The sequence below is a fragment of the Pseudorhodoferax sp. genome, assembly GCF_047601025.1.
Taxonomy (GTDB): Bacteria; Pseudomonadota; Gammaproteobacteria; order Burkholderiales; family Burkholderiaceae_C; genus Pseudorhodoferax.
This window is the reverse complement of the sequence record NZ_JASGJZ010000001.1, coordinates 4,383,930-4,410,839: the sequence shown is the minus strand read 5'-3', so window position 1 is coordinate 4,410,839 and position 26,910 is coordinate 4,383,930. Positions and strand designations below refer to the sequence as shown.

Genomic DNA, 26,910 nt, shown 5'->3' with positions numbered 1-26,910 from the left:
CCCTAGATGATGTTGCGCTGGCGCAGCTCGGCGATTTGCTGTGCGGTCAGGCCGATGCTGGCAAGGATCTCGTCGGTGTGCTCGCCGTTGAGCGGCGCGCGCTGGCGGATTTCGGGCGGGGTGCGCGAGAGCGTGACGGGCGTGGCGAAGATGGGTACGGGCTTGGCCGCGCCGGGATAGTCCATCCAGTGGATGAGGTCGGCGGCCTTGACGGTTTCGTCGGCCAGCGCCTGGCGCGGCGAGTTCACGCGGCCTGCGGGGATGCGAGCCTTTTCCAGCAGGGCCAGGCATTCGTCGAGCGTCTTGTCCCGCGCCCATTCGCTCATCACGCCGCTCAGGAATTCGCCGTGATCGCCGCGCAGCTTGTCGTCGGCGAAGCGCGGGTCATCGAGGTATTCGGGGTGGCCCACGAGCCGCGCCCAGTTCTTGAACATGGCGCCGCCGATGACCTGGATGATGAACCAGCCATCCTTGGCCTTGAAGATGTCGGACGGCGCGTAGCTGCCCGCGCGGTTGAGCGTGGCCTGGCGGTCCAGGCCCAGCACCGCTTCCTCGATCAGCGCGCCGCTGGCCATGTTCAGGCCCGTGCAGAGCAGCGAGGCGTTCACCTCCTGCCCCTTGCCGCTTTGCTTGCGCTCGTACAGCGCGAGCACGGTGCCCAGGGCGCAGGCGAACGAGGTGGCGAAGTCCACCACGGGCACCATGGCCTTCTGCGGCTGCTCGGGCGTGCCCGCCATGTACACCGCGCCGCTCAGGGTCTGGCCCACGCCGTCGAAGCCCACGCGGTCGCGCACGGCCTCGGCGTTGCCGAAGGCGTTGGGAGCCACCAGGATGATGTCGGGCTTGACGGCGCACAGGCTCTCGTAGTCCAGCCCCAGGTTCTTGAGCGTGCGCGGCGGCATGTTGGCGACGACCACGTCGGCCCCCGCGACCAGCTTGCGCACGATCTCGCGGCCGTCGGGGCTGGCGAGGTCGAGCGTGAGGCAGCGCTTGTTGCGGTTGAGCTGCAGGAACATCGCGCCTTCGCCGGTTTCGGTGACGGGCACGATGTAGCGGTCCTCGCCGCCCTCCACGCGGTCGATGCGGATGACCTCGGCACCGTAGTCGGCCAGCAGCGCCGCGCAGTACGGCCCGGCGATGAAGCGGCCGAAATCCAGGACCTTGATGCCTTCGAGTACGTTCATCGTCGCGCTTTCAAGCCTCTGCCGCCGCGCGCACTTCGTCCAGCGCGGCCGGATTGTCGAGCGAGGACAAGTCCCCCGGCGGGCGGCCGCAGTACACGCTGCGGATCACGCGGCGCATGATCTTGGAGCTGCGCGTCTTGGGCAGCTGGCTCACCACGTGCACCTTGCCCGGACGGAACGGACGGCCCAGGCGCTTGTCCACGTGGCCGATCACGGCGGCCTGCAGCGCGTCCGCCGGCGGGGCATCGGGCCGGGCGATCACGAACACCACCAGCTTCTGCCCCTTGTCGGCATCGTCCACGCCGATGGCGGCCGCCTCGGCCACGCCGGGCAGTTCCAGCACGACCTCCTCCACCTCGGCCGGGCCCAGGCGCTTGCCGGCGACCTTCAGCGTGTCGTCGGAGCGGCCCATCATGAAGAAGTTGCCCTCGGGCGTGCGCAGCGCCAGGTCGCCGTGCACCCACAGGCCGGGAATGGTCTGCCAGTAGGTTTCCAGGTAGCGCTCGTCGTCGTGCCAGAACGACTGCGTCATGCCGACGAAGGGCGCGCGGATCGCCAGCTCGCCGACCTCGCCCGTCACGCTGCGGCCGTCGGCGTCCACCACGTCGGCCGCGACACCCGGCGAGACGGTGTTGAAGCCGCTCGGCGGAATCGGCCGGACCGGCACGCTGGCCAGCAGCGCCCCCGAGACCTCGGTGCCGCCGGTGTAGTTGATCAGCGGCGCCGTGCCGTCGCCGAAGCGCTGCTGGAACCAGTTGAAATGCTCTGGCGCGATGCCCTCGCCGGCCGTGATCAGCAGCCGCACGGTGCTGCGGTCGCCGGCCAGCGCCAGCGCCTCATGGCTGGCCATGCCGCGGATCAGCGTGGGCGCCGAGCCGAAGTGCGTGACCTTGTGGCGCTCCACGACGCGCGACATGCGCGACCAGTCCGGGTAGTCCGGCGCGCCGTCGTAGCAGACCAGCGTGGCGCCGCGCAGCAGCGCGCAGCCCAGCACCAGCGTGCCGGCGATCCAGCCCATGTCGGCCGGCCAGCAGTACACGTCGCCGGGCTGCACGTCGAAGTGCACCAGCGCGTCGTGCGCGATCTTGATCGGGAAGCTGCCGTGCGCGTGCACCACGCCCTTGGGCTTGCCGGTGGTGCCCGAGGTGTAGATCACCATGAACGGCGTGTCGGGCGTGACCGACACCGGCGCGAGCGTGCTGCCCTGCCCGGCGGCGGCGACCTGCTGCCAGTCCAGGTCGCGCGCGTCCTGCGCGGCCTCGCCCTCGGCGCGCTTCCAGACCACGCGCTCGAGCTGCGGCAGCTGGCCCCAGGCCTCGCGCAGCGCACCCTGCACGTCCACGCGCTTGGTGCGGCGCGAAAAGCCGGTGGAGGCGATCACCATGCGCGCCTCGGCCGCCGACAGCCGCGCCACGATGGCATCGACGCCGAAACCGCTGAACAGCGGCACGACCAGCGCCCCCAGGTGGACCAGGGCCAGCAGCGAGACCGTGGCCTCCACGCCGTTCTCCATCAGCAGGCCGATGCGGTCGCCCTGCCGCACGCCGTGCTGCGCCAGGCCGGCCGCGAACTCGCGCACGCGCACTTCCAGCTCGGCGTAGGTCAGCGCGCTGACGGAGCCGTCCTCGCGCTCGGCCACGACGGCCGCCCGCTGCGCCGTGGCGGGGTTGCGGCTCCAGGCCAGGATGGTGTTGACCCAGTTCAGCCGCCCGCCCGGGAACCAGCTCGGAAACTGCGGGCCGCGCGACAGGTCGGCATAACCGGTGGGCGGCTGGTCCCAGGCGATCGCGCATTCGCGCATCACGGTGCGCCAGTAGCGCTCGGGCTCGTCCACCGACACGCGGAGCAGTTCGTCGTAGTCCGGCGTGCCGAGCGCACGCATCAGCTGCACGATGCCGGAGTTCTGCAACTCGCGCGCGCCGGGCTGCCAGGTCGGAAAAGAAGGCTGGGAAGCCGCAGTGTTCATGGTCTCTAGTCTCCGTTCACGCGCGTTCGACGATCATGGCGATGCCCTGGCCGCCACCGATGCACATGGTTTCCAGCCCGTAGCGGGCCTGGCGGCGCTGCAGTTCGTACAGCAGCGTGGTCAGGATGCGCACGCCGGTGGCACCCACCGGGTGGCCCAGCGAGATGCCCGAGCCGTTGACGTTGAGGCGGTCTTCCAGCGCCTCCATGCTGCTGCCCCAGCCCTTGACGCAGGCCAGCGCCTGGCAGGCGAAGGCTTCGTTCAGCTCGACCAGGTCCATCTGGTCGAACTTCAGGCCCGTGCGCGCGAGCACCTTCTGCACGGCGGGCACGGGGCCGATGCCCATGCGCGCCGGGTCGCAGCCGGCCGCGGCCCAGCCGACCAGCCAGCCGATGGGCTCCAGGCCCAGCGCTTCGAGCTTGTCCTCGGCCACGACCAGGCAGGCTGCCGCCGCGTCGTTCTGCTGGCAGGCGTTGCCGGCGGTGACGACGCCGTCCTTCATGATGGGCCGCATCTTGGCCAGGCTCTCGGCGGTGGTGTCGCCGCGCACGCCTTCGTCCTGTTTCACGACCAGCGGATCGCCCTTGCGCTGCGGCACCGAGACCGGAACGATCTCGGTATCGAAACGGCCCGCGGCCTGGGCAGCGGCGGCGCGCTGGTGGCTGCGCGCGGCGAAGGCGTCGGCCTGCTCGCGGCTGATGCCGTACTCGCGCGCCAGCGTCTCGGCGGTCTCGATCATGCCGCTGATGCGGCCGAAGCGGCTCTCGGGCTGCGAGCGCTCGCGCCCCCGGTCGAGCCGGTCGTGCAGCTTGACCGTGCCCGCGCGCTTGCCCCAGCGCATGTCGGTGGTGTAGTACTCCACGTTGCTCATGCTTTCCACGCCGCCGGCCATCACCACGTCGGCCGCGCCGGTCTGCACCATCATGGCCGCCGTGGCCAGGGCCTGCACGCCGCCGCCGCAGCGCCGGTCGAGCTGCATGCCCGCCACTTCGATCGGAAAGCCCGCCTGCAGGGCCACCCAGCGGCCCGTGCACGGGGTTTCGCCGCTGGCATAGCTCTGGGCGAAGACCACGTCGTCGATGCGCGCGGGGTCCAGGCCGGTGCGCTGCACGACGGCACGCGCCGCGATGGCGCCGAGTTCCTCGACGGGAATGCCCCGGAGGCTTCCGCCGAACGCGCCCACGGGCGTGCGCAGCGGGGAAACGATGGCTGCGCGCTTCATACCGGGAGCCTCCTGTGCTGCAAGACCAGATTCATACCGTTCTCTCCTTGAAAAGTTCAGCGCAGGCTGACCCGCGCGTTGTTCAGCACCACCACGCCGCGCTCCACCGCCGTGGTGCGCAGCGAGACCGTTTCGCCCCGCACCCACATCTCGGTGCGCAGCGTGTCGCCCGGCAGGGCCGGCGCGGTGAAGCGCACCCGCATGCCCGCAAAGCGCGTGGCATCGTAGGCCAGCACCGTGCGCAGCACCGCGTGCGCCGCCACGCCCATCAGCGCCATGCCATGCAGGATGGGCCGGGAAAAGCCGGCCGCAGCGGCCACCGACGGGTCGGCGTGCAGCGGATTCAGGTCGCCGCTCAGGCGGTAGATCAGCGCCAGCTGGGCCGGCGTCGCCAGTTCGCAGACCTGGTCCGGCGCGCCGTCGGGCATGGCGTGCGGCGCCGGCGGCGCCCCCTCGCTGCCGCCGTCGCCGAAGCCGCCGTCGCCGCGCAGCAGGCTCAGCTGCACCACGCTGGCGAGCAGTTGGCCGGTCGCGGCATCGGTGATGTCACGCGTCTGCTGCAGGAAAGCGCCCTTGCCTGCGCCCTTGTCCCACAGGCCGGTGATGCGCGTGGCACCCCGCACGCGCCCGCTGGCCGGCAGCGGCGCATGCAGGTGGATCTCCTGCTCGGCATGCAGCAGCTTCTGCCAGGTGATGCCGGTGTCGGGCTCGCGCGCCCAGAAGCCGGGATAGGCCAGCACGTTGGCCATGGTCGGCATGGTGCGCAGCGCGGTGCCGTCCTGCCCCTCGTAGACATAGCGCAGCTGCCCGGCGTCCAGCGGATCCGCGCCCAGGCCCAGCCCGAGCGCATAGAGCTGGGTGTCGCGCAGCGTGTAGTCATGGTCGATGACGGGAAAGGAGCGCGAAAGCAGGTGGCGAGGGTCGATGGGCATGGCGGATGGGCGACTGGGCAACGAACCCGACGATGACGCGGCGCCTCGCCCCGGTCAACCGGCACGCAACGCGCGTTCCGTACCTTGGCAGACCCGGGTGCTCGTTCCAACCTTCGGAACGGTATCATCCGATGGCTTGCGTGCCTACCGGCCGGCACGCAGTATGTTGGGTTCCTCCCACCTACCGCTGCACCGACATGATCCGAGACCGCGAAACGCTGAACGGCCTGCTCGACACCATCGCCCGCTTCGTGCGCGAGCGCCTGATCCCCAACGAGGAAATCGTCGCCGAGACCGACGAGATCCCCGAGGACATCGTCGCCGACATGAAGGCCATGGGCCTGTTCGGCCTGACCATCCCCGAGCGCTTCGGCGGCCTGGAACTGACGATGGAAGAGGAAGTGCTGGTCGTGCTGGAGCTGTGCCGCGCCTCGCCGGTGTTCCGTTCGCTGCTGGGCACCACGGTGGGCATCGGCTCGCAGGGCATCCTGTTCGACGGCACGCCCGAGCAGCAGGAGAAATACCTGCCGCGCCTGGCGACGGGCGAGATCATGGCCTCGTTCGCACTGACGGAACCCGAGGCGGGCTCCGACGCGGCCTCGCTGCGCACCACCGCCATCAAGGACGGCGACCACTACGTGGTCAACGGCACCAAGCGCTTCATCACCAACGCGCCCCAGGCCGGGATGTTCACGCTGATGGCGCGCACCGACCCGAGCAACAAGGGCGCGGGCGGCGTGTCGGCCTTCATCGTCGATGCCGGCACGCCCGGCATCAGCTTCGGCAAGCGCGACAAGAAGATGGGCCAGAAAGGCGCGCACACCTGCGACGTGATCTTCGAGAACGTGCGCGTGCCCGCCGCCAACCTGATCGGCGGCAAGGAAGGCCAGGGCTTCAAGACCGCGATGAAGGTGCTGGAAAAAGGCCGCATCCACATCGCCGCCGTGGCCGTGGCCGTGGCCGAGCGCATGCTGGACATGGCGCTGCGCTACGCCGTCGAGCGCAAGCAGTTCGGCCAGCCCATCGCCAACTTCCAGCTGGTGCAGGCCATGCTGGCCGACAGCAAGGCGGAGATCTACGCCGCCCGCTGCATGGTGCTGGACGCTGCCCGCCGCCGCGACGACAAGCTGCCCAACTCCACCGAGGCCTCGTGCGCCAAGATGTTCGCCACCGAGATGTGCGGCCGCGTGGCCGACCGCGCGGTGCAGATCTTCGGCGGCGCCGGCTACATGAGCGAGTACGGCATCGAGCGCTTCTACCGCGACGTGCGCCTGTTCCGCATCTACGAAGGCACGACGCAGATCCAGCAGACGGTGATCGCGCGCAACATGATCCGCGAGGTCTGATCTCAGGGAGATCCGCGCTGGCCGCGGTGCTGGTGCTGTGCATCGGCAGCGGCTGGCGACCAGCGGCGCCGGTACTGCGTCGGCGAACAGGACATGGTCCTCTTGAAGGCGGTACTGAAGGCGCTTTCGGACGCGTATCCGAGCGAAAAGGCGATGGCGGCGACGCTCTCGTCGCCGCTGCCCAGGCGGTCCGCCGCCACCAGCATGCGCCAGCGCGTCAGGTAGTCCATCGCGGTGTGGCCTGCCAGGGCCTTGAACCGCTGCGCGAACACGGTGCGCGAGACCCCGGCGACGCGGGCCAGTTCCTCCAGCGTCCAGGACCGGGCGGGCTCGGCGTGCATGGCGCCGATGGCGGCACCGATCTGCCGGTCCTTCAGCGCGAGGAACCATCCTTTCGGCACCTCGGAGGATGCCGCCAGGAACAGCCGCAGCACCTGCACCAGCATCAGGTGCGCCAGGTGGATGGACATCAGCGCCCCGCCCGGCCGCGGATCGCGCAGCTCGCTGGCCCATTGGTCGAGCGACCAGCGCAGCACCTCGGCCTGGCTGGAGGCGCGGGGGATGTTGACGATGGGCGGCAGCGCATCGAACAGCACGGCGGCATGGCTGCCCGAGAAATCGAAGCGCCCACAGATCAGGAACACCTCGCCGCCGCCGTTGTGCACGGCCACGCCGTCGTGCGTGACCGCGTTCAGGATGCAGGTGGCGTCCTGCGGCGGCAGCGAGGGGTCGGATGAAAGCACGATGCGGCGCCCGCCATTCAGCAGGAAGCAGTCGCCTTCCTCGAAGCGGACCGGCTGCTCCAGCCCGTCCGCGATGCCCCAGCAGGCGCCGCGCATCATCGCGGTGAACTTGATGCCCTGGTGGGCGGGAAAGTCGAACGACCAGTCGCCCGCGGCGTCGAAACCGGCGTAGAACTGGCTGCGCGGCTCGATCAGCGAAAGCACGTCGGAAAGAGGGTCCATCGCCAGATCCGTACTTTGGAAAAAGAAACTTGTACTTTAAAGCATGGCTCGTTCGGCCATGATGGCTTATCGTCCATGCTTCGCCGCGTGCGCCGTCCGCGCCCGATGACTTCCACCGACGCCTGGAGCCTTTCGAGATGACCGAATCCGTATCGTTCAAGACCTACGCCTGGACCCTGGCCGGCCGCCTGCACCTGCCCGCCGGCTTCGACCCGCAGCGCCTCTACGCGGCCATCGTCTGCGTGCATCCCGCCGGCGGCGTGAAGGAGCAGACGGCCGGCTTGTACGCCGAGAAGCTGGCCGCGCACGGCTTCGTCACGCTGGCCTACGACGCGGCCTTCCAGGGCGAGAGCACGGGCGAGCCGCGCCACCTGGAGAACCCCCATCTGCGCGTGGAAGACGTGAGCGCCGCCATCGACTACCTGACCACCCTGGCCTCCGTGGATGCGGCACGCATCGGCGTGCTGGGCGTGTGCGCCGGCGGCGGCTACGCCACCAACGCCGCCGTGGTCGACACCCGCATCAAGGCCCTGGGCACCGTCAGCGCGGTGAACTACGGCCAGATGTACCGCCAGGGCTGGGACGGCACGGCCAATCCACAGGACTGCCTGGCGCTGCGCGACATGGCCATGGCCGCGCGCACGGCCGAGGCCAATGGCCAGCCCACGCAATACCTGCCCACCGTGCCCGACCGCCGCGAGGACGCGCCCCACCCCGACTTCGCCGAGGCGTTCGACTACTACCGCACCGCCCGCGCCCAGCACTGCAACGCGCCCGGCAGGCTGGCCACGCGCAGCCTGGCCCAGCTGGTGACCTACGACGCCTTCAACAACGTGGAACTGTTCCTGACCCAGCCGGTGCAGATCGTCGCCGGCAGCCAGGCCGGCACGCGCTGGATGAGCGAAGACCTGTACCGCCGCGCCGCCAGCAAGAACAAGGACCTGCTGATCGTCGAGGGCGGCACCCACATGGCCATGTACGACCAGCCCGCCATGGTCGAGGCCGCCCTGGGCAAGCTGGTGCCGTTCTACCAGGCCCACCTCTAGTCGCACACACCGCCGCGTCAGGAGCATTTCATGACCCAAGCACAATCCATCACCGTCAAGAACCGCAGTTGGGACGTGGCCGCCACGCTGCGCCTGCCCGAGGGCTTCGACGCCGGCAGGAAGTACGCCGCCATCGTCTGCGCCCACCCCATCAGCAGCTGCAAGGAGCAGACCTCGGGCGCCATCTACGGCGAGGCGCTGACGAAAGCCGGTTTCATCACCCTGGCCTTCGACGCCTCCACCCAGGGCGCCAGCGGCGGCGAGCCGCGCTTCCTCGAAGACCCCGGCACGCGCGTGGAGGACTTCCGCTGCGCGGTGGACTACCTGGTCACCCTGCCCTACGTGGACGAGGCGAAGATCGGCGTGCTGGGCGTGTGCGGCGGCGGCGGCTATGCCGTCAGCGCCGCGATGACCGACCGCCGCTTCAAGGCCGTCGGCACCGTGGTGGCTGCCAACTACGGCCGCCTGATGCGCGAAGGCGACATGTCGCCCGATGCCGCGATCAAGACGCTGGACGCCATCGCCAAGCAGCGCACGGCGGAGGCGCGCGGTGCCGATCCGCTGATCGTGGGCTACATCCCCGGCTCCGAGGCCGAGCGCGCGAAGGCCGGCATCAACGACATCGACATCGTCGAGGCCGTTCAGTACTACACCACGCCGCGCGGCCAGCAGCCGGGTTCGCCCAACAAGCTGCGCCTGACCAGCACCGGCGCGGCCGTGGGCTGGGATGCCTTCCACTTCGCCGAATTGCTGCTGACGCAGCCGCTGCACATCGTCATCGGCGGCGTGCCGGGGGGCTTTGGCTCGTACCGCGACGGGCTGGAGCTGTATGGCCGCGCGCGGTCGCACGAGAAATCGATCCAGATCCTGCCGGACACGAGCCACTACGACCTGTACGACAAGCCCGAGGCCACCAGCCAGGCGCTGGCGCAGTTGGTGCCGTTCTACAAGAAGCACCTGGGCGCCTGATGCCCTGACCCAGCCTTCCACGCGCAGCACCACAGCCCATGCTGGCGCTGCGCAGTCGGCGCAGCCTTTGGGCAGGTTCCGTTTTCCCATGACCTTTCTACGCCGCCGTGCGGGCATTGCCGCCCTCATTGCGCTCATCGCCTGGAGCGCCTACGCCATGCTGCAACCGAAGATTGCCGACTACGCCGCCTCGCCCCAATCGCGGGAAGGGCGCTTCCACAACCAGCGCCCGCCCGGCCCGGGCGACCTGCCCGAATCCACGCTGGGCGTGTGGTGGGACTTTTTCTTCAACAAGCCCGCCGGCACCGTGCCCGCCGCGCCCGTGCCCATCCACCGCCTGACGCGCGCCGAGCTCGACGCCGCGCCCGACCGCAGCCTGTACCGCCTGGGCCACTCCACGCTGCTGATGAAGCTGCGCGGCCAGTGGTGGCTGACGGACCCGGTGTTCTCCGAGCGCGCCGCGCCGGTGCAGTTCATCGGGCCCAGGCGCTTCCATGCGCCGCCGATCAGCATCGACGAGCTGCCGCCGATCCGCGCCGTGATCCTGTCGCACGACCACTACGACCACCTCGACCACGCCGCCATCCAGGCGTTGGCGGGCAAGGTGGAACTGTTCCTCGCGCCGCTGGGCGTGGGCGACCGGCTGGCCGACTGGGGCATCGCCCGGACCAGGATCCGGCAGTTCGACTGGTGGCAGGGCACCGAGATCGATGGCCTGCGCCTGACCGCCACGCCCGCGCAGCATTTCTCGGGCCGCAGCTTCAGCGACGGCAACCGCACGCTGTGGGCCTCGTGGGTCATCCAGGACGGCGACTATCGCCTGTTCTTCAGCGGCGACAGCGGCTACTTCACCGGCTTCGCCGAGATCGGCGAGCGCTTCGGCCCGTTCGACCTGACGCTGATGGAAACCGGCGCCTACAACGTGCAATGGCCCTACGTGCACATGCATCCGCCCGAGACCGTGCAGGCGCACCAGGATCTGCGCGGGCGCTGGCTGCTGCCCATCCACAACGGCACGTTCGACCTGTCCATGCATGCCTGGGACGACCCGTTCGAGCAGGTGCTGCGCGTTGCCGCCGAGCGCGGCGTGCCCGTGGCCACGCCGATGATGGGCGAGCGCATCGACATGGACGCGCCCCACGAGGGCCGCCGCTGGTGGCGCGCCATGCAGACCCAGGAATCCAGCGCATGGGCGCCCCAGCCGCAGTGACCGTCGGCGGCTCGCCGGGCGGGCGGTCCGCGCGGCGCTGGCGCCGCCGCGCGCGGGCATCGCCTCCCCCGTGCCGGAGCGCGCCGCCGGCCGCGCGCAGCGCAGCGCGGCCCTTCGCGCCGGCGGCGCACCGCTGGAACGCGCCATCGGCGCCACCGCCTGCCGCCACGCAGCCGACGTGCCGGGCGACACGGCAGTCCGCCAGCGCCCCTTGCCGCATGCAGGGTGGGACGTCTACACCGCGCCCCGCGCTGCCGCCAAGGCCGATGCGGTCATCCGCATCGCCGAGGGTGCCAGGGTGGCTGCGGCGGGCAAGCGAGGCGAAGCGGCCTGGGCACGCGGCGAAAGCGGCGCCCCCTGGCACGGCGACGTGCCCATCGGCGCCGACGGCTGCCGCAGCGTGGTGCGCCACGACGTGGCCGCCGACCGGCGCCATGCCGGGTACGCAGGCTACATCGCCTGGCTGGGCCGGTGCGGGACTCCCGAGGCCCGGCGACAGCACATCCGCGGCGCGGATTTCGTTCCGCATGGCCGGGAGCTTGTGGCGGTCCATCCGCTGGTCGACAGGAGCAGGCGGGGCACGCGCTTCGGCGGGACCTGGTTCGACACGGGGCACAACGCGCTGATGCGCGAGATCGGCGTGGTCCGGAATGGCCACGTGGTGCACACGCCGCGCGCCGGTCCTGTTCCCGATGCGGGCTATGCAGCGCTGGCCGGGCACCGGGCGGCAATGGGACGGGCCCTGGTGCCCGGGCATCGTGCAGGCGCTGCGCCAGCGCGAGGTCGTCGCCACGCCGATCCCCGAGTACGTCCCGCGGCAGGCCGTGCGCGGCCGCGTGGCCCCGGTGGGCGATGTCGCCCATGCGCAGACGGCGATGGCCGGCGCGGGCGTCGAGGAAGCCGTGCGCGATGTCGCCGCGCTGGCCGATGCCTTGCGCGGACAGGTCCGACGTGCCGCAGGGCCTGCAGCACTGCGCGTTGCTGCGGCTGACGGCGTGCGCCAGCGCGTCGAGGACGGGCCATCGTTCAGCGGTTCGCTGATGGGTTGCCCCTGTTTTTCTACCCGTTACCCAGGAAAGTCATCATGCATCGCTTGCAGAACAAGGTCGCCATCGTCACCGGCGCGGGCAGCGGCACCGGCATCGGCGCCGTGGTCGCCCGCGTGTTCGCCGAGGAAGGCGCCAAGGCCGCGCTGCTCCCGGCCGGCGACGAGGCGCCCTCCATCACCGGCGCCGACCTGGTGGTCGATGGCGAGCCGCCCCCCCTCTGACATGAAAGGAATCGACATGCGCAATGCCAGGAAAGTCTGGCTGATCACCGGCGCCTCCTCGGGCTTCGGCAAGTCCCTGGCCGAGGCCGTCATCGCCCATGGCGACAGCGCCGTCGTCACCGCTCGCCGCCTGGATCGCCTGCAAGCCATCGCCCAGGGCCATGAAGACCGCGTGCTGCCGCTGGCCGTGGACGTGACCGACGCCGCCGCGCGCGACAAGGCCGTGGCCGGCACGCTGGCGCGCTTCGGCCGCATCGACGTGCTGGCCAACGTGGCCGGGCGCGGCGTGGCCGGCGCCTGCGAGGAGTTCAGCCTGGAGCAGCTGCGCGCGCAGATGGAGCTGAACTTCTTCGCCGCCGCCGAGATGAGCCGCGCCGTGCTGCCGCAGATGCGCAAGCAGGGCGCGGGCCACATCCTCACCGTCAGCAGCATCGCCGGGCTGGTCTCCATGAACGCCGCCGGCCCGTACTGCGCGGCCAAGTTCGCCATCGAGGGCTGGACGGAGGCGCTGGCCATCGAGGCCAGGCCGCTAGGCATCCACGTCACGCTGGTCGAGCCCGGCGCGTTCCGCACCGAGTTCGCCGGCGACGTGAACATGCGCCCGGTGCAGAGCATCCCGGCCTACCGCCCGGTGGTCGAGCCGTTCGAGACCTACCTGGCGGCCTCCGCGGGCAAGCAGATGGGCGACCCGGCCAAGGCTGCAAAGCGCATGCTCGAAGTAGTGGCCAGCGACGCGCCGCCCGTGCGCCTGATGCTGGGCCGCGATGCCTATTCGATCTGGGACGCGACCATCGCCAAGCGCATCGAGGACCTCAACAGCTGGCGCGCGCGTGGCGAGGACACGGCGTTCGACGATGCCGTATTCGAGGCAATCAAGCTGTGACGCTGTACCGCTCGTCCCCTGCCCCGCACCCTGCCGCCCAGGTCGCGGCGGCGGGGCCGCGCCTGGCGGTCGAGCGGGCCGACGCGGATCGGAGGACGCTCCTGAACACGACTCGAACCAAGCCACCACCATGCAAGATCCGCAAACACCCCTGAACCCGGGCTTCGGCGCCCGCAGCACCGCTGCCGACGTGCTGGCCGGCATCGACCTTTCCGGCAAGCTCGCCATCGTCACCGGCGGCCATTCGGGCCTGGGCCAGGAAACCACCCGGGCCCTGGCCGGCGCCGGTGCGCACGTGCTGGTGCTGGCACGCCACCCGGAAGCGGCGCACCAGGCGCTGGACGGCGTCAGGAACGTCGAGGTGGATCGGCTCGACCTGGCCGACCTGGACAGCGTGCGCGCCTGTGCCGGGCGCTTCGTCGCCAGCGGGCGCACGGCCGGCATCGCCATCTGCAACGCCGCCGTCATGGCCAACCCCGAAACCCGCGTCGGCAACGGCTGGGAGTCGCAGTTCGGCACCAACCACCTGGGCCACTACGCGCTGGTCAACCTGCTGTGGCCCGCCATCGCGCCCGGCGCGCGCGTCGTGGCGCTGTCGTCCATGGGCCATCACTACTGCCCCATGCGCTGGGACGACGTGCAGTTCACCACCGGCTACGACAAATGGCTGGCCTACGGCCAGTCCAAGACGGCCACCGCACTGTTCGCCAGGCAGCTCGACATCCTGGGCCAGGCCAAGGGCGTGCGCGCGTTCTCGGTGCACCCCGGCAAGATCCACACGCCGCTGCAGCGCCACATGGACATGGCGGAAATGCAGGCCCTGGGCTGGTTCGACGACCAGGGCGACCTGATCGACCCGACCTTCAAGACCGTGCCGCAAGGCGCCGCCACCACGGTGTGGGCCGCCACCTCGCCACTGCTGCAGGGCAAGGGCGGCCTGTATTGCGAGGACTGCGACGTGGCGCGGCGCGACGACAGTCCGCAGCCCACCGAATCCGGCGTGCGCAGCTACGCCATCGACCCCGGGCAGGCCCGGCGCCTGTGGAAGCTGTCGGCCGAGCTGACCGGCATCGACGCATTCGCCTGAACCCCTCCACACCATCGACAGGAGCTCCCATGAAACAACTTCTCCAAGGCAGGACCGCCGTCATCACCGGCGGCAGCAAAGGCATTGGCCGTGCAGCGGCCGAACTGTTCATCGCCGAAGGCGCCAACGTCGTCATCACCGCGCGCCGGCAGAAGGAACTGGACGAAGCCGTGCAGGCGCTGACGGCCCAGGGTGGCAAAGCCATCGGCGTGGTGGCCGATTCCGCCGACCGTGCCGCACCGAAGCAAGTGTTCGAGCGTGCGATCGAAGCCTTCGGCCAGGTGGACATCCTGGTCAACAACGCCGGCATCGCCGATCTGTGCTCGATCGAGGAAACCACCGACGAAGTGCTGGAGCAGGTGGTGAGCGTGAACTATCTGGGCGTGTTCCGCTTCTGCCGCGAGGCCGTGCAGCACTTCATGCCGCGCGACGAAGGCGTGATCGTCAACGTGTCGTCGGTCAATGGCGAACTGCCGGTGTGCGGCCCGGCCTATACCTCCACCAAGGGCGCGGTGAACAACCTGACCCGCAACATCGCCATCCGCTTCGCCGGTACGAAGATCCGCTGCAACGCGGTGGCACCGGGCGCGACCGATACCGATCTGGCGCGCGCCTACTTCGATGGCAACATGCTGGGCGGCTGCTCGGGCATGGCCAAGTACGGCGCGCTGTACAGCAATCTGGAATTGCCCGCGACCCAGCCGCAAGACCAGGCCAACGCCATTCTTTATCTTGCCAGCGACATGTCGCGCGCCGTGACGGGCCGCGTGCTGACGGTGGACAACGGCATCAACTTCTGATTCTTCCAAGGAGTATCGACATGAGCAAAACCTGGTTCATCACCGGCGCATCGTCCGGCTTCGGCAAGGAACTGGCCCGGCTCGTTCTGGCCAGGGGCGACAGCGCCGTGCTGACCGCGCGCCGCCTGGAGCCGCTGCAAGCCATCGCCGCCGCGCACGGCGAGCGCGCGCTGGCGCTGCAGCTGGACGTGACCGACGCCGCCTCGCGCGCCGCCGCGCTCCAGGCCGCGAACGACAAGTTCGGCCGCATCGACGTGCTGGCCAACATCGCCGGCGCGGGTTCCTACGGTGCGCTGGAGGAGTTCACCTCCGCGCAGATCCGTGCGCAGATGGAACTGAACTTCTTCGCCGCCGCCGAGCTGTCGCGCGAGGTGCTGCCGCAGATGCGCGCGCGCAAAGCGGGCCACATCCTCAACCTGACCAGCATCGCCGGCCTGGTGGCCTTCCCCGGCAGCGGCCTGTACAACGCTTCCAAGTTCGCGCTGGAAGGCTTCACCGAGGCGCTGCACCACGAGGTCAAGCCCTTCGGCGTGCGCGTGACGCTGGTCGAGCCCGGCGCCTTCCGCACCGGCTTCGCGGGCAGCGCCGCCATGAAGGCCGAGGGCCGCATCGCCGACTACGCGCCGCTGGACGCGGGCATGGACGATTACTACGCCACGCAGAACGGCCAGCAGATGGGCGACCCGGCCAAGGGCATGCAGGTGGTCATCGACATGGTGGACAGCGACACCGCGCCGGTGCGCCTGATGCTGGGCGAGGACGCCTACCAGCTGTGGGAAGGCGCCGTCGCCTCGCGCAAGCGCGACCTGGCCCAGTGGCGCGCCCGCGGCGAGGACACGCTGATCCCCGGCGCCGTGAAGAACACGGCCCAGGCGCTTTGACGACTACTTGCATCGCCCGCTTGGCCGCCGGCGCCCGCCAGCCAAGCGCTGGCAGCCACGATTTTTGAGAAAGCACCACGACCCATGAAAACCGCCAGCTACGCCGCCCAGTCGGCCACCTCCCCCATGGCCCCCCACGCCATCGAGCGCCGCGCACTGCGGCCCGACGACGTGGGCATCGAGATCCTCTACTGCGGCGTATGCCATTCCGACCTGCACATGGCCCGCAACGACTGGGGCCGCGCGATGTACCCGGTGGTGCCGGGCCACGAGATCGTCGGCCGCGTCACCGCCGTCGGCCCCGAGGTCACCAGGCACAAGGTGGGCGAGCACGTGGCCGTGGGCTGCTTCGTCGACAGCTGCCAGCATTGCGACCAGTGCCACCTGGGCAACGAGCACATGTGCCGCGAGATCCTCACCGAGACCTACAACGGCAGGGACCGCGTCACCGGCGAGACCACCTACGGCGGCTATTCCAGGCACATCGTGGTGAAGGACGACTTCGTGCTGCGCATGCCCGAAGGGCTGGACCTGTCGCGCGCCGCGCCGCTGCTGTGCGCGGGCATCACCACCTACTCGCCGCTGCGCACCTGGAACGTCGGCCCCGGCAGCCGCGTGGGGGTGGTCGGCCTGGGCGGCCTGGGCCACATGGCCGTGAAGCTGGCCGTGGGCATGGGCGCGCACGTCACGGTGCTGAGCCGCTCCAGGGCCAAGGAGGCCGACGCGCTGGCGCTGGGCGCCGACCGCCTGCTCGACACCTCCGACGCCCAGGCGCTGGCCGCCGCGGCCAACGGCTTCGACGTGATCATCGACACCGTGCCGGTCAAGCACGACATCAACCCCTACGTCCCGCTGCTGGACATCGACGCCACGCTGGTGCTGGTCGGCCAGCTCGGCAACATGGACGAGCTGTTCACCGTGCCCGCCATCATGGGCCGCCGGCGCATCGCCGGATCGATGATCGGCGGCATCCCCGAGACCCAGGAAATGCTGGACTTCTGCGCGCGCCGGAACATCCTGCCCGACTGTGAAATGATCCGCATGGACCAGATCAACCAGGCCTTCGAGCGCATGGAGCGCTCGGACGTGCGCTACCGCTTCGTGATCGACATGGCCAGCCTGCCGGACACCGTGGCCTGAAGCGGCCACGCAGGCCCGCTGCCCCGGAGCGGCGGGCCGCATAATGGCCCCGGCCTGGCATGCGGACGCCGAGGGCCAGCGCACCCGCCAGGGCCGGCGATCATTGCGGGCCGCGGACGCATCCCCGGCCACCACCCGCGCCAAGCCGCCTGCCTGCATCCACCCGCCATCCCGACACCATGAACACCGACCTCGCCCCGCTGCTGCGCCCGTTCGACGCGGACGCCCCCTGCGGCCCCGACATGAGCTTCTCCGCCGAGTTCGACGCGCTGCGCGAGCTGCGGCGCGAGGACGACGCCACGCTGAAGCAGGGCGACTGGAAGACCGCCCTCAAGCGCGCCGACTGGCCGGGCGTGCTGCAAGCCTGCGAGACGCTGCTGGGCGAGCGCAGCAAGGACCTGCGCGTGGCGGGCTGGTACACCGAGGCGGCCGCGCGCCTGCGCGGCTATGCCGGGCTGGCCGACGGGCTGGACCTGTACGCCGGGCTGGTCGACGGCGCCTGGAACGACGTGCACCCGCAGGCCGAGGACGGCGACCAGGAGCAGCGCATCGGCAGCATCCAGTGGCTGCTGGCCCTGGTGGGCAGCGCCTGCCGCCGCGTGGCCGTGCTGCGGCACGAGGACGCCGGCTTCACGCTGGCCGACCTGGATGCCGCCCGCCAGCGCGCGCTGGCGCCGGAAGGCAGCGCGCAGGCCGAGGGCTACCCGAACATGGACGACATCCTGCGCGTGCAGCGCCAGGCGCCGGTGGCCGACGTAGTGGCGGCGCTGGCCGGCGCGCGCCGCGCCGCCGCGGCCCTGAACGGACTGCAGCAGGCGGTGGATGCGCGCCTGGGCGACGACGGCCCCGGCTTCGTCGCCACGCGCGAGGCGGTGGCCGATGCGGTGGCCGAACTGGAGCGCCTGGTACGCGAGATGGGGGGCAGGACCGACGCCGCCCCGCCGCCATCCACCGCCGGCAAGCCGGCCGCGCCCGAGGCGCCCGCCGCGGCCGGCGGCACCTTCGCCGGTGGCGCGCCGGCCACGCGCGCGCAGGCGCTGGCGCAGCTGCGCGAGGTGGCCGAGTTCTTCCGCCGCACCGAGCCGCACAGCCCGGTGGCCTACCTGGTCGAGCGCGCGGCCGCCTGGGGCGACATGCCGCTGCACGCCTGGCTGCGCCACGTGATGAAGGACGGCACCACGCTCGCGCAGCTGGAAGAGCTGCTGGGCATCGCGCCGCCGGACGACGGCAGCAGCGGCAGCTGATCCGGCCGCGCAGGCCCGGGCCGCCGGCCCGCCTTGCCCCTACTGCCCGACGCGGAACTCGATGCGCCGGTTGCGCGCGCGGCCCTCGGCGGTGTCGTTGCCGGCCACCGGCCGGTCGGGCCCGACGCCCGAGGTGCTGAACGCCAGCTCGGGCAGGCCCTTGCCCACCAGGTAGGTCTTGACGCTTTCGGCGCGGGCGATCGACAGCGCCACGTTGGTGGCGCGCGCGCCCTGCGCGTCGGTGTGGCCGATGATCTCGAACTTGCGGCCCTGCAGCTGCCGCAGCACCGGCACCAGCTGGTCCAGCACCCCCTGGCCGCCGGCGGTGAGCTGGGCACTGCCGGTCTCGAACTCGATGATGCGGTTGGCCAGCGCCGCATCCACCTGCTCCTGCCCCGGCCCGGCCACGCGCAGGCCGTTGCGCACCGTGTAGGTGGGGTTGTTGATCTGGGTCGAGAGCGTGCTCACCAGCTGCTGGCGCACCGCCTCGTTGCGCACCTCGCCCTTGACCTCGACCACGTTGCCCTGGATGGTGATCTGCCCGCGGCTGACCTGCTTCAGCTCGGGCGTCAGCATGCGCTGCACGTGCTGGGCCCAGTTGGGCGGCGCCACCAGGTTGCCCACGCCCAGGTGGTCCACCACCCGGTCGGCGCCGTACAGCTCGCGCATGCGGCCGATGATGGCCTGGCGCGCCGCCTCGTCGGGCACCGTGCCGGCCACCACCACCATGCCGGGCTGCGTCGCCGCGCCGGTGGGGCGCGCCGCGGCCGCCGGTGGCGCCGACGCGCCGGCCGCCGCCGGGCGGCCCTGTTGCGCCCAGGCCGCGGGTGCCAGCAGCGCCAGCGCGGCCACGGCCGCCCAGGCGCCGGGCCGATGAATGAGGCTTGCCATCGCGTTCAGCTCCCGAGAAAGGCTTCCTTGAAGGTCTGCACCGCCTGGCGCAGCGACATGCCGCCCTGCGCCAGGTAGGTGGACAGCTTGTGCACCCCGTAGTCCTGGCCGAGGTGCTCTTCCACCCAGGCCGCGTCGCGGGTGTCGATGTAGACCTCGCGGCCGAAGGCCGGGTCCAGCAGCGCGTGCAGCGAACGTGCGGACGCGCCGTCGAAGCCCAGCGCCAGCACCGGCGGGCCATCGTCGGGCGTGGGCAGGAACAGCGCCAGCTCGAAGTCGGCGCGCGCCAGGAAGCCGGCCACCAGGTCCAGCCACAGCGCGGCCACCAGCGAGCGGTACAGCGGGTCGGCCGGCAACGGCAGCAGCAGGCCGCGGTCCAGCGAATGCGCGCCGCTGGCCGGCAGCGGCTGCAGCAGCAGGCCCAGTCCCAGCACCAGCTGGCGCAGGTCCAGCACGTGGCCGGCCTGGGCCAGCATGGCGGTCAGGCCCGACACGGTCTGCATGTCCAGAAAGTCGCGCAGGCTGGCGTCGTAGGCGTTGGCCGCGCTTTCCACCGCCACCTCGATGCCGGCCAGCTCGCCCAGCGCCGGCCCGGCGTCGGCCGCGTCGTGGGCGTTGCGCGCTGCCGCGCCCAGCCGCAGCCAGGCCCGGCTGAGCGCCAGCGGGCTGCGCGCCAGGAAGGCCAGCGGCGCGTCCGTCTCCAGCCGCGCGGCGGTGATGAACGGGAAGCGCCGGCCCGAGGCGTCGCGGCTGGCCAGCAGGTGGCCCACCAGGCCGTGTGGGTTGTGCGAGCCGAGGAACGCGAAGTGCGCCGGCCGGGCCTGGTCGTACACCTCTTTCCAGCGCGGATCGACCGCCAGCGCCTCCACGCCGCTGGTCAGCCAGCGGTCCAGCGTCTGGATCAGCCCGGGCGCGTGCGCGCTGCGCACGAAGTCGCCCCGCGAAGGCAGCTTGCCGAAATACAGCAACGGTTGGCCGTTCATGATGGCGCTCGCGTCACGGCCGTCCGGAAGCAGCTGGCGTCGCCGCCGGCGCCGCCACGGGGGCGGCCGCCTGCGCGGCCAGCACCGGCGCGTCGGCACCGGCCACCAGCGCGGGCAGCTTCACGCCCTTGAGCTTGTTGCTGGCCACCGGCGGCGGTGCCGCCTGGCCCGACTGGGCGGCGGCGGCCGGCGGCGGCGCCTCGCCCGGCGAGCGCAGCACCTTCAGGTGCAGCGTGACGCGGTAGGTGCCCTGGGTCCAGCTCATCTCGTTGCTGCCGTCGGGCAGCCGGCGCCGCTGCGCGGTCTCGAACAAGCGGGTCAGGCCGTTGCTGCCCGGCTCGTTGACCAGGTCGATGCTGCGGCCGTCGTTGGTCACCGCGGTCAGCCGCGCACCGGCCGTGCCGGCGGGGTTGGGCCACACCATCTGCGTCCACTCGGGCGCGGTGTTGCGGTAGCGCAGCGTCTGGCCGTCGATCACCAGGGTGTACTCGCTCAGCCCCGGCGTGCCCTGGGGCAGCACCTGGAACACGGTCTGGTCGGCACTGGGCGTGGCGGGCGTGCCGGCCACGGCACCCGCGGGCGCGGCGCCGCCGGCCGGTGCGTTCGGCCCTTCGAGCGGGCTCACCCAGGCCGGGAAGCCGGCCATGAACTCGGGCTTCAGGCGCACGCCCACATCGGCCCATTTGCGCGGCTCCACCAGGTCGCCGCGCCGCACCACCAGCGGCCCCAGGGTCTCGCCGGCAAACTTGGCCACCGCGCCATCGGGGCCGAAGACCTTGGCGATCTCGGCCGGCCCGGCCTCCACCCGCGACGCCGGATCGAACGGGTACTTGGTGGCCAGCGTGCGCTGGAACGGATCGGCCACCTGGGCGGCCCAGATGCGGTTCAGCTCGGTCTCGGCCGGCGGCACGGCCACCGCCAGCGCCTGGATCAACGGCCGCACCAGCACCGGGCGCAGCGCGGCCTTGGCGCTGTCGGTCATGCCCACCAGCATGCGCTCGTCCACGTAGCGCAGGGTCTCGGCCAGCTCGGAGTCGCCGCCGTCCAGCGTCTTGCCGATCAGCGCGCGCGCGCCCGGGCCGGGGTCGCCCTGGTTCTTGATCTGGTTGAAGCGGGTGCGCAGCTTGGCCAGCGTCTGCAGGTATTCGGCGATCGGCGGCGTGCTGTTGTCGCGCGACATCATGATGCGCGCCAGCGGCGCGAACTCGCGCCCGATCGGCCCCAGCGGAATATTCGCCTGCTGTGTCTCGATCTTCAGGTTGATGTCCACCCGCGTGGGCGCCTGGCGCAGGATGGTCTGCTTGAACCAGGCCACCAGGCCGCGCTGGGTGGTGGCCAGGCGCTCGTTGAACAGCGACGGGTTGTCCCAGGAGGTCTGGTCGAACAGCGTCTGCATCAGCTTGCGGATGGGCGACTGCTGCGGGTCGCCCAGCCGGTTCAGGCGATCGACGGCGACGTTGAAATCGGTGAACTCGCCCACCGTCACGCCCTGCATGAAGCGCCGCCACTCGGCGACGTATTCCTTCTTGTACAGCTCGGTCAGCTCCTTGCGGATCTGCTCGGGGCTGCCTTCCAGCGTCAGGTCGTCGCGGGCGCTGGTCTTGAGCACCCAGTCCACGCTCTGCAGCTCCTTGCCGGCGGCGTCCTTGAAGGCCTGCTCGACGTAGCCGTCCCAGGCCTCGCGGGTGAACGGGCCGGGCACGGCATGGCTGCCGGCGATGGTGCCCTTGTCGGCCTCGGTCAGCAGCCCGGCCACGGTGATCGGCGGGAAGCGGGTCGCCGCGCGGGTCTTGATGTCGGCGTAGACGCGCTCGATGCCGCGCATGCCCTTGACCACCTCGCGCAGGTTCTCGCGCGTCTGGTCCACCAGGGCGAGCTGGTTGCTCAGCACCGGAAACGCCGGATCGGTCAGGTTGGCGGTGACGAAGCTGATCAGCTGCTCGGCGCTGCGGATCATCTGCTCGCGCGGCAGGGTGCCGCGGTTGTCGTCCAGCCAGCCGCGCCAGAAGCGGGTGATCTGGTCGGTCAGGTGGCCGGGCTCCAGGCGCTCGCGGTCACCCAGCATCAGGTAGGTCTTGAGCGCGTTGTAGGCCTCGGACGAATCCTCGGGCGAGGCATCGACGAAGCGCGCGCCGTCGGCCCGGCGGGCGCGCTCGGCCGGCGCGGCGCCCGATTCGGGCGTGCGCACCATGGGCTTGAGCCGCTCGGGATGGGCGTTGACCTCGGCCAAGTAGCCCTCGATGGCCTGGGCCACCGGCTGCAGCATCACCTGGCGGATGCCGGCGAAGTACTCCTCGCGCAGCTTGCGCTCGATCGCCTCGCCCTGGTACAGGCCCAGCGACAGGCCCAGCGGCGGGGCCTCGCGGTGGCGCTTGAGCTGCTCGATGCGGTCCTGCAGGATCTCCAGCGACGCCAGCCGCGAGGCCAGGTCGGGCTGCTCGGCCTGCAGCTTGATCGCCTTGTCCAGGTCGGCGCGCACGTTGGACATCAACTGGCGGTTGCCCAGGTACGACCAGCTCCAGCCGCCCAGCGCGGCCGCCAGCGCCACCACGCCCAGCACCAGCGCCGCGGTGCGCCAGCGCAGCTTGTTGCGACTGGTGTATTGCCGCACCAGGTTGCGGTCGGCGAACACCACCTTCGAGAACAGGTCCTTCAGGAAGAAGCCGGCGTCGGACAGCGTCCGCGGCGCGCCGCGCTCGCCGCCACCGGCCAGGCCGAACTGCTGCGCCACCTGCTCGCTGGCCAGGCTGGCCGAGGCGCCCTGCTGCACCGCGCTGGTGAAGTAGAAGCCGCGGAAGACCGGCTTGAACTGGAACGGGTTCTCCTCGAACAGCGTGGCGACGAAGGCGCGCAGCGCCGGCTTGAGCGCGGCGAACTCCAGCGGAAAGGCCAGCACCCCGGGCGCCAGCGTCTGCTGGCGGGCCAGCGACATGCGCGCCAGCGACATTGCCTTCAGGCCCTCGGTCAACTCGTCGAAGCGCGTCTCGAACTGCCCCAGCGCGTTCACCCCCTCGGCCTGGGCGTAGGGCAGCGAGGTGCCCCAGATGCGCTCGCGCTCGCTGCCGTCGGTGTCGTCGAAGAAGTCGGCGAAGCCGGCGATCAGGTCGGCCTTGGTGAAGACCAGGTACACCGGGGCGAACACCTCCAGCCGCTCGGTCAGCTCCTGCACGCGCTGGCGCAGGCTCTTGGCCAGCTGGATGGCCTGCTCGGGCCGGCCCTGCGCCAGCTCGGCCGCGCTGACCGCGATGATGATGCCGTTGATCGGCGCCTTGGACCGGTGCTTCTTCAGCAGGTCCAGGAAACCCAGCCACTCGCCACGGTCCTCGTCGTGCACCGAATAGCGGCCGGCAGTGTCCAGCAGGATGCCCTCGCTGGTGAAGAACCAGTCGCAATTGCGGGTGCCGCCGATGCCCTGGATGATGTTGCCGCTGGCGCGGTCGCCGCCGGCGCCGCCCTCGCCGGCGAACGGGAAGGTCAGGCCCGAGCGGATGATGGCCGTGCTCTTGCCCGCCGCCGGGTTGCCGATCACCATGTACCAGGGCAGTTCGTACAGCGCGCCGGCGCCGGCCAGCTGGCCCAGCTTGGAGCCCTTGATCGTCTTGATCGCCTGGTGCATGCGTTCGCGCAGCGCGGCCACCTCGGCCCGCTTGTCGTCGGGCACGGCGCGGGCGGCGCGCGCCGCCTGCTCGTCGATGGCCTGCTCCAGCGCCTGCCCGGCCCGGCGCGCGCGCCACTTCTGCACCAGCCACACCACGCCCCAGACCAGCAGGAACAGGGCGAACGCCAGCGCCGCCCAGACCAGCGCCACCTTCAGCGTCTCGGCGCCCAGGAACAGGAAGGCCGCCAGCGCCGCCAGCCCCACCACGGTGAGCACCCGGGTGTCGTAGAAATATGTCCAGATACGCTTCATGTCGTGTTCTTGTTCGGCGGCTCCCCGGCGGCGCCGGGCCGGGTGGACGCGCCGTCGTCGGCGGGCGGGGGCGCCTCGGGGCGCGCCACCAGCGCAAGCCGCCAGTGTGCATCACCCACGGCCAGCGCCAGCCAGGGCTTGCCGCCGGCGGCGGCGCAGCGTGCGGCCATCGCCACCGCCGCCAGCGTGCCGGCGGCGCCGGCGCGGCCCAGCAGGTGGCCGGCCATGCGGTGGTCCTCGGCGGCGTCCAGGTGTGGCAGCTGGGCCACCATGGCGCCGTACAGCTCGGGCGCGCGGGCGCTGTGCTGGTCGGCGTCGTCGGCCAGGCCGGCCACGGCATCGGGCGCCAGGCGCGCCGCGGCCAGCGCCTGGCGCAGCAGCTCGGCGGCCAGGTCGGCACTGGTGCGGCCGGCGGCGTCCACCGATTTGTCGCGCCGCGCCACCGCGGCGCGGTGCAGGTGCGGGTACGGCGGCGCGTCGGGCGCGGCCGGCGGCCAGTCGGGACCGGCCAGCAGCAGCGCGGCCGCCGCCTCGCCGGGGATCACGCCCTTGGGGCAGGCGCTGCCGAACAGCTGGCCGGCATCGCCCAGTTGGCGCACCGCGGCCTCGGTCACGTCGCTGTGGCAGGCCAGCAGCAGCAGCGGGTCGTCCAGGCCCTCGCGCTGCAGGCTGGCGTGCAGGCGGTCGGCCTCCAGCCACAGCTCGGGGCCGCTGGCGCTGCCGCCGGGCTGCACCACCCAGGCATCGGGATGCACCAGGCCTTCGCCGAGCACCAGCAGCTGCTGGCGCAGCCAGGCCCGCGCCAGCGCGAGCTCGGCCTCGGGCAGGCCGGCCGGCCAGGCGGGCAGCACCCGTACGCGGTGGCTGGCCGGCTGCGCCGGCTGGCCCGGCAGGCGCTCGGGTGGCAACAGGCGCCCGGGCCAGGCGGCCAGCACCGCCACGGCATCGGCCAGCGGCGCGGCCAGCAGCACGAGCGCGCGCACCAGCGTCTCGCTGGGCGCCGCCGGCGTGTCGGCCGGATGCAGCCGCGCCAGCTCGGCGGCGGCCTCTTCCAGGGCCTGGGTGGCGGCCTCCAGCGGCGGCTCGGCCACCGCGGCGGCCAGCACCGGCAGGCCGCCGGCGTCGAGCAGCCCGGCCTGCAGCGCCGGCCGCGGCTGGCCGGCCTCGGCCGCGCCGAGCAGTTCGTCCACCGACGCGGCCGCGGCGCAGCAGACGTGCGCGGCCAGCAGCTGCATGGTGGCGTGGCGGGCCGCCTCGTCCGCGCCGGCCGCGGGCTGCGCGGCAGGGGCGGCCGGCGCAGCCACAGCTGCCGCAGCCGCGGAGGCCTTGGCTGCCGCGCCGCGCCAGGCCCAGCGCGCCGCCAGCACCAGCACGAACAGCACGAGCGGCAGCGCGCCGAGGTAGACCACGATGTCCTCGACCGACATGTCGCGGCGCGTGGCCTGCCAATGCCACAGCACACCCACCCACACCAGGCAGGTGATCGCGATGAACAGGCCGAGGCCGCGAAGAAACCGCATCGGATGCAGACGGAGGACGACGGAAGACAGGAACGAACGCGCGCGGGAGCCCGGATCAGAAGCCGCGAACCAACCGACCGCGCCCACGACGGGGGGCGCCAGGCCGCAAGCCGCCACCATGGATCGCGCCAGCGCAAGGACTGCAACGCCCGCCTGCGGCCCGGCGGCCCCCGGCGCGCAGGGCGAAGCCCTGGGTGCGGCCACAAAGTTGCGAACAGTGGGTCATCGGGAGCCTCGCGTGGGGGTGAGCGGTTCGTTCACCGCTTCAGTCGGTGGTGACCACCTGGCTGGCCAGCAGCGTCGCGCCGCAGGCGGTCTTGTCGCCCTGGCGGGCGGCGGGTTGGCCGTCGATGATGCAGGTCGGGTCGCCGGTGGCGATCACCGTCACCGAGCCATGGCCCCGCCGGGGACAGGTGACCTTGTCGCCCACGCGGGCGATGCGCTTGCCGCCGGTGTCCGTGAACGGCGCGCCCTCGATCACGGTACCGCCGTGATCGGTCATGTCGCCTATCACGATGAAGGGTCGGCTCATCAGGATGCTCCCGGGAAGGATGGTGAAGAAGGTGGGTTCGACGGACCGGGCGGCGCGGCCGGCAGGCTGCGCATCACGCCGGGCCGGCGCAATTCGACATGGCCCAGGTCCTTCAGGCTGCGCCAGCTGCCGCCCCAGACCAGGCCGGCCGATTGTGCAACGGCACCCAGGATCTCGTAGCCGTGCGCGGCCACCGGATCCCGTTCATTGATCACGATTCGGCCATCGATGAGGAACGCGCTGTCGGCCGCCAGGCCGTACTGGTGGTAGCTGTGGCCCGGCCCGGCCTGCGTGACCTGCGGGCCGAGGGCCGCCAGCTGCGCCTGCCGCTCGGGGCTGCGGTAGCCCTCCAGCAGCACCATCTCGTAGCCGTGCTGCTCGCGCATGATGCGGTAGACGGCCAGCAGCCGGTTGCGGAACTCGCCGTCCAGCAGCTCCCAGTGCCGGCTGGCGGTGGCGATGGCCGGGCGCTCGCGCTCCAGCTCGGGTGTCGTGAACAGCTCGGGCGGCAGCGGCGCCGGCGGCACGAGCTGCTCGCCCGCCAGCAAGGCGGCCACCTGCGGGTTGGCCGCGCGGCTGGCCGTGTGGTCGAAGCCGTCGTAGGCATGCCACTGGCGCAGCCACAGCGTCAGCGCGGGCACGGCCCCCAGCAGCAGCGCCGCCGCCAGCCACCAGCGCACCGGCCCGCGCCAGTCGCCGAGGGCCTGCGCGGCCACGGCCAGCGAGCGGCGCGTGGCCCGCGTGCGCCGCCGCAGCTGGCCGCCACCGCTGCGCAGCGCACCGCGCCCGGTCGAGGCCACGGCCACCGTGCGCCGGCCCAGCCAGCGCCGCACTCCGGGCAGCAGCAGCCACGCGGCCACGGTGGACACCAGCAACAGATACAGGAAGACACCAACGAAGATCACAGCCGCAGTGGACGAAAAACGGGG

The 26,910-nt window shown here is 71.6% G+C and carries 22 protein-coding genes; 11 read left to right on the top strand and 11 right to left on the bottom strand.

What is annotated here, in order from left to right; all coding sequences use genetic code 11:
• Positions 1 to 2: 2 nt before the first annotated feature.
• Genes QM782_RS20485 through QM782_RS20470 form a run of 4 tightly spaced genes read right to left on the bottom strand, consistent with a single transcriptional unit; the run spans position 3 to position 5,304 of the window.
• Positions 3 to 1,184, bottom strand: coding sequence for a CaiB/BaiF CoA transferase family protein (locus tag QM782_RS20485; protein ID WP_415204720.1), 1,182 nt, complete (start codon positions 1,182 to 1,184; stop codon positions 3 to 5).
• A gap of 10 nt (positions 1,185 to 1,194) precedes the next feature.
• Positions 1,195 to 3,150 carry an AMP-binding protein gene (locus QM782_RS20480; RefSeq protein ID WP_415204719.1) on the bottom strand — a complete coding sequence of 652 codons (1,956 nt, stop codon included), beginning with the start codon at positions 3,148 to 3,150 and terminating at the stop codon, positions 1,195 to 1,197.
• Between the two features lie 16 nt (positions 3,151 to 3,166).
• Positions 3,167 to 4,372 carry an acetyl-CoA C-acetyltransferase gene (locus tag QM782_RS20475; RefSeq protein WP_415204718.1) on the bottom strand — a complete coding sequence of 402 codons (1,206 nt, stop codon included), beginning with the start codon at positions 4,370 to 4,372 and terminating at the stop codon, positions 3,167 to 3,169.
• Positions 4,373 to 4,428: 56 nt separating this feature from the next.
• Positions 4,429 to 5,304, bottom strand: coding sequence for a MaoC/PaaZ C-terminal domain-containing protein (locus QM782_RS20470; RefSeq protein ID WP_415204717.1), 876 nt, complete (start codon positions 5,302 to 5,304; stop codon positions 4,429 to 4,431).
• 197 nt (positions 5,305 to 5,501) lie between these two features.
• Here QM782_RS20470 and QM782_RS20465 point away from each other — a divergent pair, with 197 nt between their 5' ends.
• A complete protein-coding gene (locus QM782_RS20465; protein WP_415204716.1) occupies positions 5,502 to 6,650 on the top strand; it encodes an acyl-CoA dehydrogenase family protein in 1,149 nt (382 codons plus the stop codon).
• A 2-nt stretch (positions 6,651 to 6,652) separates the two neighbouring features.
• On the opposite strand, the gene QM782_RS20460 is transcribed toward QM782_RS20465, so the two are convergent.
• Positions 6,653 to 7,615: an AraC family transcriptional regulator gene (locus tag QM782_RS20460; RefSeq protein WP_415204715.1), complete on the bottom strand. Its 963-nt coding sequence runs from the start codon at positions 7,613 to 7,615 to the stop codon at positions 6,653 to 6,655.
• Between the two features lie 137 nt (positions 7,616 to 7,752).
• Here QM782_RS20460 and QM782_RS20455 point away from each other — a divergent pair, with 137 nt between their 5' ends.
• The 10 genes from QM782_RS20455 (at position 7,753) to tssA (ending at position 18,145) form a co-directional block, all read left to right on the top strand.
• Positions 7,753 to 8,661: an alpha/beta hydrolase gene (locus QM782_RS20455; RefSeq protein ID WP_415204714.1), complete on the top strand. Its 909-nt coding sequence runs from the start codon at positions 7,753 to 7,755 to the stop codon at positions 8,659 to 8,661.
• Positions 8,662 to 8,691: 30 nt separating this feature from the next.
• Positions 8,692 to 9,630, top strand: coding sequence for an alpha/beta hydrolase (locus tag QM782_RS20450; RefSeq protein WP_415204713.1), 939 nt, complete (start codon positions 8,692 to 8,694; stop codon positions 9,628 to 9,630).
• A gap of 157 nt (positions 9,631 to 9,787) precedes the next feature.
• On the top strand, positions 9,788 to 10,840 hold the full coding sequence (locus tag QM782_RS20445; protein WP_415204712.1) for an MBL fold metallo-hydrolase: 1,053 nt from the start codon (positions 9,788 to 9,790) through the stop codon (positions 10,838 to 10,840).
• Between the two features lie 1,084 nt (positions 10,841 to 11,924).
• Complete coding sequence (locus tag QM782_RS20440; protein WP_415204711.1) at positions 11,925 to 12,110, top strand: hypothetical protein; 186 nt, start codon at positions 11,925 to 11,927, stop codon at positions 12,108 to 12,110.
• A gap of 1 nt (position 12,111) precedes the next feature.
• Positions 12,112 to 12,993: an oxidoreductase gene (locus QM782_RS20435; protein ID WP_415204710.1), complete on the top strand. Its 882-nt coding sequence runs from the start codon at positions 12,112 to 12,114 to the stop codon at positions 12,991 to 12,993.
• Positions 12,994 to 13,123: 130 nt separating this feature from the next.
• Positions 13,124 to 14,080: an SDR family NAD(P)-dependent oxidoreductase gene (locus QM782_RS20430; protein WP_415204709.1), complete on the top strand. Its 957-nt coding sequence runs from the start codon at positions 13,124 to 13,126 to the stop codon at positions 14,078 to 14,080.
• Positions 14,035 to 14,880 (top strand): SDR family NAD(P)-dependent oxidoreductase, encoded by an 846-nt coding sequence (locus QM782_RS20425; protein ID WP_415204708.1) that lies wholly within the window; start codon positions 14,035 to 14,037, stop codon positions 14,878 to 14,880. The genes QM782_RS20430 and QM782_RS20425 overlap by 46 nt, the downstream gene beginning before the upstream one ends.
• A gap of 20 nt (positions 14,881 to 14,900) precedes the next feature.
• Positions 14,901 to 15,761, top strand: a complete 861-nt coding sequence (locus QM782_RS20420) for an oxidoreductase (protein WP_415204707.1) — start codon at positions 14,901 to 14,903, stop codon at positions 15,759 to 15,761.
• A gap of 84 nt (positions 15,762 to 15,845) precedes the next feature.
• A complete protein-coding gene (locus tag QM782_RS20415; protein WP_415204706.1) occupies positions 15,846 to 16,901 on the top strand; it encodes an NAD(P)-dependent alcohol dehydrogenase in 1,056 nt (351 codons plus the stop codon).
• Between the two features lie 179 nt (positions 16,902 to 17,080).
• Entirely contained in the window at positions 17,081 to 18,145 is a 1,065-nt protein-coding gene (tssA, locus tag QM782_RS20410) for a type VI secretion system protein TssA (protein ID WP_415204705.1), read from the top strand.
• A gap of 39 nt (positions 18,146 to 18,184) precedes the next feature.
• Here tssA and QM782_RS20405 read toward each other — a convergent pair whose 3' ends face one another.
• The 6 genes from QM782_RS20405 to QM782_RS20380 all read right to left on the bottom strand — a co-directional run bounded on the left by QM782_RS20405 (position 18,185) and on the right by QM782_RS20380 (position 26,886).
• Entirely contained in the window at positions 18,185 to 19,036 is an 852-nt protein-coding gene (locus QM782_RS20405) for an OmpA family protein (protein ID WP_415204704.1), read from the bottom strand.
• A 5-nt stretch (positions 19,037 to 19,041) separates the two neighbouring features.
• On the bottom strand, positions 19,042 to 20,019 hold the full coding sequence (gene tagF / locus QM782_RS20400; protein ID WP_415204703.1) for a type VI secretion system-associated protein TagF: 978 nt from the start codon (positions 20,017 to 20,019) through the stop codon (positions 19,042 to 19,044).
• Between the two features lie 13 nt (positions 20,020 to 20,032).
• Positions 20,033 to 23,929 (bottom strand): type VI secretion system membrane subunit TssM, encoded by a 3,897-nt coding sequence (gene tssM, locus QM782_RS20395; protein ID WP_415204702.1) that lies wholly within the window; start codon positions 23,927 to 23,929, stop codon positions 20,033 to 20,035.
• The gene (locus QM782_RS20390; RefSeq protein ID WP_415204701.1) at positions 23,926 to 25,449 is read right to left on the bottom strand and encodes a hypothetical protein; all 1,524 of its coding nucleotides are present in this window, start codon (positions 25,447 to 25,449) and stop codon (positions 23,926 to 23,928) included. The genes tssM and QM782_RS20390 overlap by 4 nt, the downstream gene beginning before the upstream one ends.
• 265 nt (positions 25,450 to 25,714) lie before the next feature.
• Positions 25,715 to 25,981 carry a PAAR domain-containing protein gene (locus QM782_RS20385; RefSeq protein WP_415204700.1) on the bottom strand — a complete coding sequence of 89 codons (267 nt, stop codon included), beginning with the start codon at positions 25,979 to 25,981 and terminating at the stop codon, positions 25,715 to 25,717.
• On the bottom strand, positions 25,981 to 26,886 hold the full coding sequence (locus tag QM782_RS20380) for a M15 family metallopeptidase (protein WP_415204699.1): 906 nt from the start codon (positions 26,884 to 26,886) through the stop codon (positions 25,981 to 25,983). The genes QM782_RS20385 and QM782_RS20380 overlap by 1 nt, the downstream gene beginning before the upstream one ends.
• Positions 26,887 to 26,910: the final 24 nt, after the last annotated feature.

What these genes read in the sequence shown, in the direction of transcription:
- QM782_RS20485 (WP_415204720.1), bottom strand. Translation starts at nt 1,184, where the DNA reads ATGAACGTACTCGAAGGCATCAAGGTCCTGGATTTCGGCCGCTTCATC.
- QM782_RS20480 (WP_415204719.1), bottom strand. Translation starts at nt 3,150, where the DNA reads ATGAACACTGCGGCTTCCCAGCCTTCTTTTCCGACCTGGCAGCCCGGC.
- QM782_RS20475 (WP_415204718.1), bottom strand. Translation starts at nt 4,372, where the DNA reads ATGAAGCGCGCAGCCATCGTTTCCCCGCTGCGCACGCCCGTGGGCGCG.
- QM782_RS20470 (WP_415204717.1), bottom strand. Translation starts at nt 5,304, where the DNA reads ATGCCCATCGACCCTCGCCACCTGCTTTCGCGCTCCTTTCCCGTCATC.
- QM782_RS20465 (WP_415204716.1), top strand. Translation starts at nt 5,502, where the DNA reads ATGATCCGAGACCGCGAAACGCTGAACGGCCTGCTCGACACCATCGCC.
- QM782_RS20460 (WP_415204715.1), bottom strand. Translation starts at nt 7,615, where the DNA reads ATGGACCCTCTTTCCGACGTGCTTTCGCTGATCGAGCCGCGCAGCCAG.
- QM782_RS20455 (WP_415204714.1), top strand. Translation starts at nt 7,753, where the DNA reads ATGACCGAATCCGTATCGTTCAAGACCTACGCCTGGACCCTGGCCGGC.
- QM782_RS20450 (WP_415204713.1), top strand. Translation starts at nt 8,692, where the DNA reads ATGACCCAAGCACAATCCATCACCGTCAAGAACCGCAGTTGGGACGTG.
- QM782_RS20445 (WP_415204712.1), top strand. Translation starts at nt 9,788, where the DNA reads ATGCTGCAACCGAAGATTGCCGACTACGCCGCCTCGCCCCAATCGCGG.
- QM782_RS20440 (WP_415204711.1), top strand. Translation starts at nt 11,925, where the DNA reads ATGCATCGCTTGCAGAACAAGGTCGCCATCGTCACCGGCGCGGGCAGC.
- QM782_RS20435 (WP_415204710.1), top strand. Translation starts at nt 12,112, where the DNA reads ATGAAAGGAATCGACATGCGCAATGCCAGGAAAGTCTGGCTGATCACC.
- QM782_RS20430 (WP_415204709.1), top strand. Translation starts at nt 13,124, where the DNA reads ATGCAAGATCCGCAAACACCCCTGAACCCGGGCTTCGGCGCCCGCAGC.
- QM782_RS20420 (WP_415204707.1), top strand. Translation starts at nt 14,901, where the DNA reads ATGAGCAAAACCTGGTTCATCACCGGCGCATCGTCCGGCTTCGGCAAG.
- QM782_RS20415 (WP_415204706.1), top strand. Translation starts at nt 15,846, where the DNA reads ATGAAAACCGCCAGCTACGCCGCCCAGTCGGCCACCTCCCCCATGGCC.
- tssA (WP_415204705.1), top strand. Translation starts at nt 17,081, where the DNA reads ATGAACACCGACCTCGCCCCGCTGCTGCGCCCGTTCGACGCGGACGCC.
- QM782_RS20405 (WP_415204704.1), bottom strand. Translation starts at nt 19,036, where the DNA reads ATGGCAAGCCTCATTCATCGGCCCGGCGCCTGGGCGGCCGTGGCCGCG.
- tagF (WP_415204703.1), bottom strand. Translation starts at nt 20,019, where the DNA reads ATGAACGGCCAACCGTTGCTGTATTTCGGCAAGCTGCCTTCGCGGGGC.
- tssM (WP_415204702.1), bottom strand. Translation starts at nt 23,929, where the DNA reads ATGAAGCGTATCTGGACATATTTCTACGACACCCGGGTGCTCACCGTG.
- QM782_RS20390 (WP_415204701.1), bottom strand. Translation starts at nt 25,449, where the DNA reads ATGCGGTTTCTTCGCGGCCTCGGCCTGTTCATCGCGATCACCTGCCTG.
- QM782_RS20385 (WP_415204700.1), bottom strand. Translation starts at nt 25,981, where the DNA reads ATGAGCCGACCCTTCATCGTGATAGGCGACATGACCGATCACGGCGGT.